Annotated in this window: 6 protein-coding genes; 4 read left to right on the top strand and 2 right to left on the bottom strand. The window is 44.1% G+C overall.

The window, feature by feature from the left end; genetic code table 11:
* The first annotated feature begins 256 nt into the window (after window positions 1-256).
* Together AK966_RS12630 and AK966_RS12635 are read left to right on the top strand one after the other, a co-directional pair.
* A complete protein-coding gene (locus AK966_RS12630) occupies window positions 257-919 on the top strand; it encodes a Bax inhibitor-1/YccA family protein (RefSeq protein WP_099077934.1) in 663 nt (220 codons plus the stop codon).
* Window positions 920-1,219: 300 nt separating this feature from the next.
* Window positions 1,220-1,549: a TusE/DsrC/DsvC family sulfur relay protein gene (locus tag AK966_RS12635; RefSeq protein ID WP_099077933.1), complete on the top strand. Its 330-nt coding sequence runs from the start codon at window positions 1,220-1,222 to the stop codon at window positions 1,547-1,549.
* A 2-nt stretch (window positions 1,550-1,551) separates the two neighbouring features.
* Here the strand turns inward: AK966_RS12635 and yccX are convergent, their stop codons facing one another.
* On the bottom strand, window positions 1,552-1,824 hold the full coding sequence (gene yccX, locus AK966_RS12640; RefSeq protein WP_099077932.1) for an acylphosphatase: 273 nt from the start codon (window positions 1,822-1,824) through the stop codon (window positions 1,552-1,554).
* 90 nt (window positions 1,825-1,914) lie between these two features.
* Here yccX and AK966_RS12645 point away from each other — a divergent pair, with 90 nt between their 5' ends.
* The gene (locus tag AK966_RS12645) at window positions 1,915-3,318 is read left to right on the top strand and encodes a methyl-accepting chemotaxis protein (protein ID WP_119464269.1); all 1,404 of its coding nucleotides are present in this window, start codon (window positions 1,915-1,917) and stop codon (window positions 3,316-3,318) included.
* A gap of 166 nt (window positions 3,319-3,484) precedes the next feature.
* Window positions 3,485-4,678 carry a class I SAM-dependent methyltransferase gene (locus tag AK966_RS12650; protein WP_099077930.1) on the top strand — a complete coding sequence of 398 codons (1,194 nt, stop codon included), beginning with the start codon at window positions 3,485-3,487 and terminating at the stop codon, window positions 4,676-4,678.
* Window positions 4,679-4,797: 119 nt separating this feature from the next.
* Here AK966_RS12650 and AK966_RS19935 read toward each other — a convergent pair.
* Window positions 4,798-7,543: calcium-binding protein (locus AK966_RS19935; protein ID WP_310648446.1), on the bottom strand; the 2,746-nt coding region annotated here is incomplete at its 5' end.

A 7,543-nucleotide genomic window follows, 5' to 3' on the forward strand; every position in this document is an offset into this window, starting at 1 on the left:
CTGCAGTTGGTTCAAGACGTTGTAAATTGAGTCATATCACAATGAACGTCGTGAACTGGCTTACATCGCGTTAGGTACCAAGCGACGCTTCGCTATGCAACGCAGTAATATTGTGTTACAAGTTGCCACATACATAACACATTATTTCTATTATCATTTTGTACCAGATATAGGCAAGTTAAGCTTGATTTTTTGAACTTTCATGCCCATATATGTCTATATATCAAAGACCAGAAATCCCTTATAGAGGAAGATTATGAACAGTCCTATGTTTACTCGCACTACTACTCAAGAAAGTGCTCTACAAACCAATAAAGTATTGCGTAACACATATGCACTACTTTCTATGACTCTACTTTGGTCCGCCGTTGTGGCTGGCGTATCGATGGCGTTTAATCTACCGCATCCAGGTATCATCCTAATGCTGGTTGGTTTCTATGGCTTGCTGTTCTTGACTGAGAAAAACCGCAATAATAGCCTTGGCCTGGTATTTACGTTCCTATTTACAGGTTTCCTTGGCTACACCGTCGGTCCAATCCTAAACATGTACATCGGTGCTGGCATGGGAGACATCGTTCTAACCGCGCTTGGCGGTACTGCTCTGTCATTCATGGCTGCGTCCGCATACGCGCTAACAACGAAACGTGACCTATCAATGATGGGTGGCCTAATGCTGTCATTGTTTGTAGTTCTAGTCGTCGGTATGGTTGCGAGCTTCTTCATCCAATCAACGATCCTACACCTAGCACTGAGCAGCTTGTTTATTGTGTTCTCGACCATGGCGATTCTTATGACAACTCAAGGTATCATCCGTGGTGGTGAATCAAACTACATTTCAGCGACAATCACGCTATATGTATCAATCTACAACATCTTCATCAGCCTACTAAGCATTTTAGGCATCATGAACGACGACTAATTCGTTGGATTGAACTTAAACACAAAAGCCCGAAGGTACTTCCTTCGGGCTTTTTCGTTTAACCAAACCTACGCTAATCGATATGTAGAATACCTATGCATTATTTAAAGTGTTCACCCCGATATTTTTCTAACAACCTGAATAAAATGGCAAATTGTTGAATATCCCTAATCAAAGCACTCCACTTAGCTTGTACGATTTTACTGCGCTCAGCATGAGATTGAGATTCTTTTGTTGAGAATCACCTTTTCTCTAAGCTACCCTATAACTATCAGTCATTAATAAGCGGATACAAAGGCGATGTTCGTTTACAACGGTAAAGAAATTGAAACCGATGCTCAAGGCTATCTACTCGACTACACACAGTGGGAAGAAGGCATGATTGAGCTTTTGGCAAAAGAAGAAGAAATTGAGCTAACAGAAGCCCACTTAGAAGTGATTCATTTCGTACGTGTATTTTATGAAGAGTTCAATACCTCTCCTGCGGTAAGAATGCTTGTAAAAGCGATGGAAAAAGCACACGGCCCAGAAAAAGGCAACAGTAAGTACTTATTCAAGCTGTTCAAGAAGGGGCCAGCTAAACAGGCCACAAAACTGGCAGGTCTACCAAAACCAGCTAAGTGTTTGTAATGTCATAGGATTTTGAACCCACGGAAAGGTTTAAAGGAGGCGTTCTCCTTAGTGACGCTTTCGACGCTTGCCGTCCGTGGGCCTTCTTCCAGCCAAATCGAAAACTCAGCAATTTGTGACTCCGTGCCGCAAGCCATCACTTCTACATCACCATTGTTCAAGTTCTTAGCATAACCCGTTAGACCAAGCTTCAATCCTTGGTGTGAAGTGTGGTATCTAAAACCTACTCCTTGAACATGACCTTTTACTGTAAACTTCTCACACTTTAGGTTCATCTTTATACCGCTCCATTATATTGGGTGATATATTATTTCATTCTATTTCTCCCACTAAGGATAGTGGGTTTTTATGTGGTTATAATAATTATGAAAGAAATTGCTTTCCGTTGGATTGATAAATATCTCATCCATTTAAAGATACAAGAGAAGTTCTACTTACTCTTCTTCCTCCCCGTTCTCGCATTAATCATTCTAACATTCGTTATGAACAGTGCCGCAGGCACTCTCATTTCTGATATGAATCAAGAAGAGTTGGTGTTAATGAAAGGGCTCATTGAAGCCGGCAACCTTTCGCAAACACAAGTTGCAAACCTAATTGCAAATTCTGATACCATTTCTTTTGGTACAGGCACTGGCTCCGTATCTGTAATGAACGGCGCATTTAGTCTCGAGATCAATCACGACCAAACGTTATGGACAGCGCTAACAAGCACTCAAGTTAGCATCGTCCTTGTTACCCTTTTCTTTATTGCGTTAAGCGTTTATTACATCATGACGTTCATCGGTGGCGCGATGTTTACGATGAACAAAGCATTAAACACACTTGCTGATGGTGATTTAACCGCTCGTATGAATTTTTTCCCTGTTCGTGATGAGTTCAGCGAAATCGCAATTACTATCGACAAAGTCGCCGAACGCGAACAAAAGATGGTTCAGTCGATTCAAGAATCTGTCGCGCTAATGCAACAAATTAGCTCAGACCTTAATCAATCCATTCACAACAGTTCAGAAATATCCAACACGCAGCAAGAGCACTTAAACTCGCTAGCAAGTGCGACAGAACAAATGGCTTCTACGATTCGTGAAGTCGCGACGTTAGCCCATGAATCGAGTGCACAAACAGATGACGCACGAAGTGTTGCTCAATCTGGTCAAATTAAGGTCGAGAATACCCTTCACTCTATCTCTAATCTCTCAACCGAGATCCAATCCGCTTCTCAGGCAGTGGAAGAGCTAGACGCCAATGCTGCACAAATTGATGAGGTAGTCACGACGATCAATGGCATCTCAGAGCAAACCAACCTACTTGCGCTCAATGCTGCGATCGAAGCTGCCCGCGCGGGTGAGCAAGGTCGTGGCTTTGCGGTGGTTGCTGATGAAGTTCGCGCTCTTGCGGGTCGCACTCAGCAAGCAACGGTTGAAATCCAAACCATGATTGAAGCATTACAGCGTAACAGCCAATCACTGACTAAGTTGATGGACGTGACGGTTCAAAATGCAAACAAAGGCCAAACGTTAATGGCGGAAGTCGATCTCGAGATTGGTTCTCTTGCGGATAAAAACCAAAACATCTCCGACAGCAGTATCCAAATTGCAACGGCAGCTGAAGAGCAAGGAGTGGTCGCAGATAACATTGCATCAAGCGTTGAAGAAATCCGTGTACAAGCAAATAACGTGTGCACCATGATCAGCACAACGACACAGAATGTAGAGAAACTTCGTGCACAAAGCGATACGATGGAATCGTTGTTAACGGGTTTAAAAGCCTAATAACGTTGAACAAATAGCAAGGGTCACTTCGGTGGCCCTTTTTAATATCTCTCTTACAATGCAATAATTAACACTTCAGCAAATGATTGGTTTACCAACGGATATTGCTTTTGAAGACAACATCCCGGACAATACGCCCCTTCAAAATTTAATAAGAGCTAAAGAAATGACAGCTGCTATCTATCTAGTAAAAGGTCGTGAGAAATCGGTTAAGCGTAAGCACCCTTGGATTTTCTCTCGAGGCATCAATAAAGTTGAGGGTGAACCTTCTCTTGGCGAAACCGTTGATGTATTCACTCACGATGGAAAGTGGCTAGCTAAAGCTGCATATTCTCCAGCATCTCAGATCCGCGCACGTATCTGGAGTTTTGAAAAGGAAGACATCAACAAGGCATTCTTCGTTAAGCGCTTCAAAGATGCTCAGCTTCTTCGTGAAGATGTGATTGAACGTGATGGTCTCACCGGATACCGCCTAATCGCCGCCGAGTCTGATGGCTTACCAGGCATCACCATTGACCGCTACCAAGACTTCTTTGTATGTCAACTTTTAAGTGCGGGAGCAGAATACAACAAGCAAGCGATTGTCGATGCACTAGTAGAGTGTTTCCCTAGTTGTAATGTATACGAACGTTCTGATGTCGCGGTACGTAAGAAAGAAGGCTTACAAGAGAAAACTGGCGTACTCCACGGTGAAGAGCCACCAAAATCTGTCGTGATTGAAGAGAACGGCGTGAAAATCAGCGTCGATATCGTTGGTGGACACAAAACCGGTTTCTACCTCGACCAACGTGACAGCCGCCAACAAGCGATGAAATACGTCAAAGATAAAGAAGTCTTAAACTGTTTCTCGTACACGGGTGGATTTGGCCTCTACGCATTAAAGGGCGGCGCTAAGCGCGTTATTAACGCAGACGTATCTCAACCTGCACTTGACACGGCTAAATTTAACGCAGAACTCAACGAGTTCGACATTTCGAAAAAGCGCGCTGTATTCCTGAATGCGGACGTATTTAAATTACTACGTGAATACCGTGATCAAGGCACTCAGTTTGATGTTGTGATTATGGATCCGCCGAAGTTTGTGTCGAGCAAGAATAACCTGACTTCTGGTGCGAACGGCTATAAAGACATCAACATGTTGGCAATGCAAATCCTAAAACCAGGTGGCACTCTACTGACCTACTCTTGTTCAGGCCTAATGAGCTCAGATTTATTTCAAAAGATCATTGCCGACGCAGCGGTCGATTCTGGCCGTCAAGTGAAGTTCGTCGAGCGCTTTGAGCAAGCTGCGGATCACCCTACCGATAGCGCTTATCCAGAGGGCTTCTACCTGAAAGGTTTTGCTTGTAAGGTACTATAAGTCTCCCTTTACTCGTTAAATTAAAACGCCACTAGACATCAATCTAGTGGCGTTTTTGTTTCTATTCAGGATAGGCTTTATTTGAGGGCCAGTCTCAGCCCTCAACACAACACATACCTTTAATCGTGTTTTAACGTGTTTAGGCTATCGATTAGACTTGACGTAACGTCTGACGCACCAGAAAAGTCGATAGTCAAGCTATCACTACCTTTTGTTATCGTCAGCTCGCTATCATCAGATACCGAAACATCAAACCCTCCACGCTCGTCTGTTGTCGAACTATTTCCTTCTAGCGAATCCAAAATAGCATCAAGTTCAACACTTTCTAAATCTTCAAACAATTCAGAAAAATCGAGAATGTCACCTTCAGAACTATCAAAATCGGCAACGGTGTCTGTTGAACCATCAAGGTCAGAAACGCCCCACTTAAAGGTATCAGCGCCATCATCACCACTCAGTAAGTCATTACCTAACCCACCAATCAAGATGTCGTTGCCCGAGTCGCCTCGTAGGTAATCATCGCCACCACGGCCGTAAAGAACATCGTCATCGGCCCCTCCTCGAAGACCATCAGAGCCATCATCAGAGCCACGGAGAATATCGTTGCCCGCACCACCGAAAGCGGCCAAATTTCCTCCTTGACTAACAACCCTATCGTGACCAGAACCTAAGTTCACTGTGTCGGTTAAAGGTTGTACTGGGCTTTCAATAGAGCTTTTAAGCGCGCCATCAGAATCCCGAATATTATCCTCTGAAGCAGTCATGAACTCAAAGCTCTCGAAGGTTTCTCTATCAACTAGTCCATTGAGGTTTGGAATTGAGGTTCCTGTATCAACACGATAGTTCCCCTCTCCAGCGCCGAGATCAATACGGTCATTACTATGGCCAGAAGAAATGATAAGGTCGTCAGAAATGCTGACTTGCTGCTGTCCTGTTTTACCTGAGACAGGCAGACCGTGTTCATCGAAGTATGCCGCTAACTGGTAGTCAAGTACCATTGAGCCAGCACCTTCTAACAAGGTAAAGGTATCAACGCCTCCACCACCGAGCACCCGGTGCGCATCGATCACATTTTCCATACTGATGTCTACTTTTGCTTCTTCACTGTAGGTTCCATCAGAATCTATCGCTTTATAAGTGAATGAGTCATCAATGCCATTGAAGCTCGTGACATCGGCTCCAACCATGGTAAAGCTTGCTTTATCACTATTACTATTGGTTTCTGGGAATACTCTTAGCTCATCAAAGAAGCCATCAAGAGAAACCGTAGCGGTACCAGAATGATTCCCGGTCTTGGTAATATCATCTATTGTGATTTTCTGAGTTGAAATCAATACACCGTCTTTATAGAAGCCAACTGTAATCCAAGCCTCCCCACTATTAAACTTATTGTTCAAGCTAGCGAAGCTTAAATCAGCCTGATCGGCTTCAACCCCTTCGTTGAGTTTTATCGCAATAAACTCTGAAGTACTAATCTCATCTCCGTTACCCGATTCACCTTGCTCTACAACAGCCAAACCGACTTGGTCATTTGCATGATCAACTTTGATAAAACGATTATATATTGGTTCATTTGCCGATTTATCTAGCGTCCCCGCGTAAAAAGTCAACCCGTTCATCGTTATTGAATCGCTAATCGTACCATCTGCGATGTTTGACACATCCGATGAATCAAAACCAAACAGTTCTGTCGTCAGGCTGTATTTCACGTCCGTTGTTTCCGGAATCACATCTCCAACAGAGAGTTTGACTTCTGTGTCTCCGTCTAAGTAGTAGAGATAGCCATGTTCAGGCAACGATGTGATTTCGATGTCGGTAACTTTAGTGTCGTCTTGGTCGTCCTCCACATCCTTAGCGTGAGGTGCGAAGTCAATGGATGGATCGTCAGATAAGTAATCACCACTCACAGAGAAGTCATCAGCAGTTGGCGGATTGTTTGACGCTTTCTGAACATCATCATTCGCGCTGGCTGTATTGTTATCTTGATCAGTAAAGGTAGCCGATGCAGTCAGCTGACCATCATCCAATGAACTAACATCCACCCCTTCAATCTGGTATGGCCCGTCACCGGTCACTGAATAAACGTTGCCTGTACCGTCAGATGCGGTCCAAGTGCCGTCAGAGCCAAGTGCTAGAGTCAAAGTAATAATAGAACTTCCATTCACAACTTTTAGATCGCTCACACCCGATAAGCCCGTATTAACCCCTTCACCATGGTTGAAAGTGATTGTTGCTCTCTCCGAGTCGGTGATATTGTCATCGCCGTCATCAACGGTACTGTCTGTAATAGTTAGCGTTGGGCCGTCAATCTCTCCATCTTTGTTGCCATCGGTACCATACTCACTATCTTTAGCGACAATATCATTAACGTTGACCTCATGACCATTTTGATATTTGAACGTTGAATCAGCGGTTAAAATGCCATCCTTTAAAGCACTTACATCCACGCCTGTAATGGTGAATGTACCATCATCATTAGTGATAACCGTATAACCAGGTACTGTCGCCTTTCCTTCAGATAACGTCACCTCCAATATAATGTCGTTATCTCCTGCGGGGAATTCGCCATTCTGCGCTTCTGTATCGGTTATACGTACAGTCGCGGTACCTGAAGTAACATTTTCCCCAAAATCAACGGTGATGTTCGCCGTTTCTTCACCCGTTACTTTGTCATCATTCTGAGGGTTTTCTGTCGTGCTATCAGTTATGAGGACCGTTGGCTGGTCATTGTCTAAGATGCTGCCGGTGCTTTCCTTGCCACCGACACTGATGGTGTAGTCTTCCGTGAGCTCGACTTCTGTGTCGTCCACCGTTGGTACGGTGATGGTGAAATCTTTCACGCCCGCTGGAACCGTGATGGTGCCG

It is taken from the genome of Vibrio sp. PID23_8 (assembly GCF_003584965.1).
Taxonomy (GTDB): domain Bacteria; phylum Pseudomonadota; class Gammaproteobacteria; order Enterobacterales; family Vibrionaceae; genus Vibrio.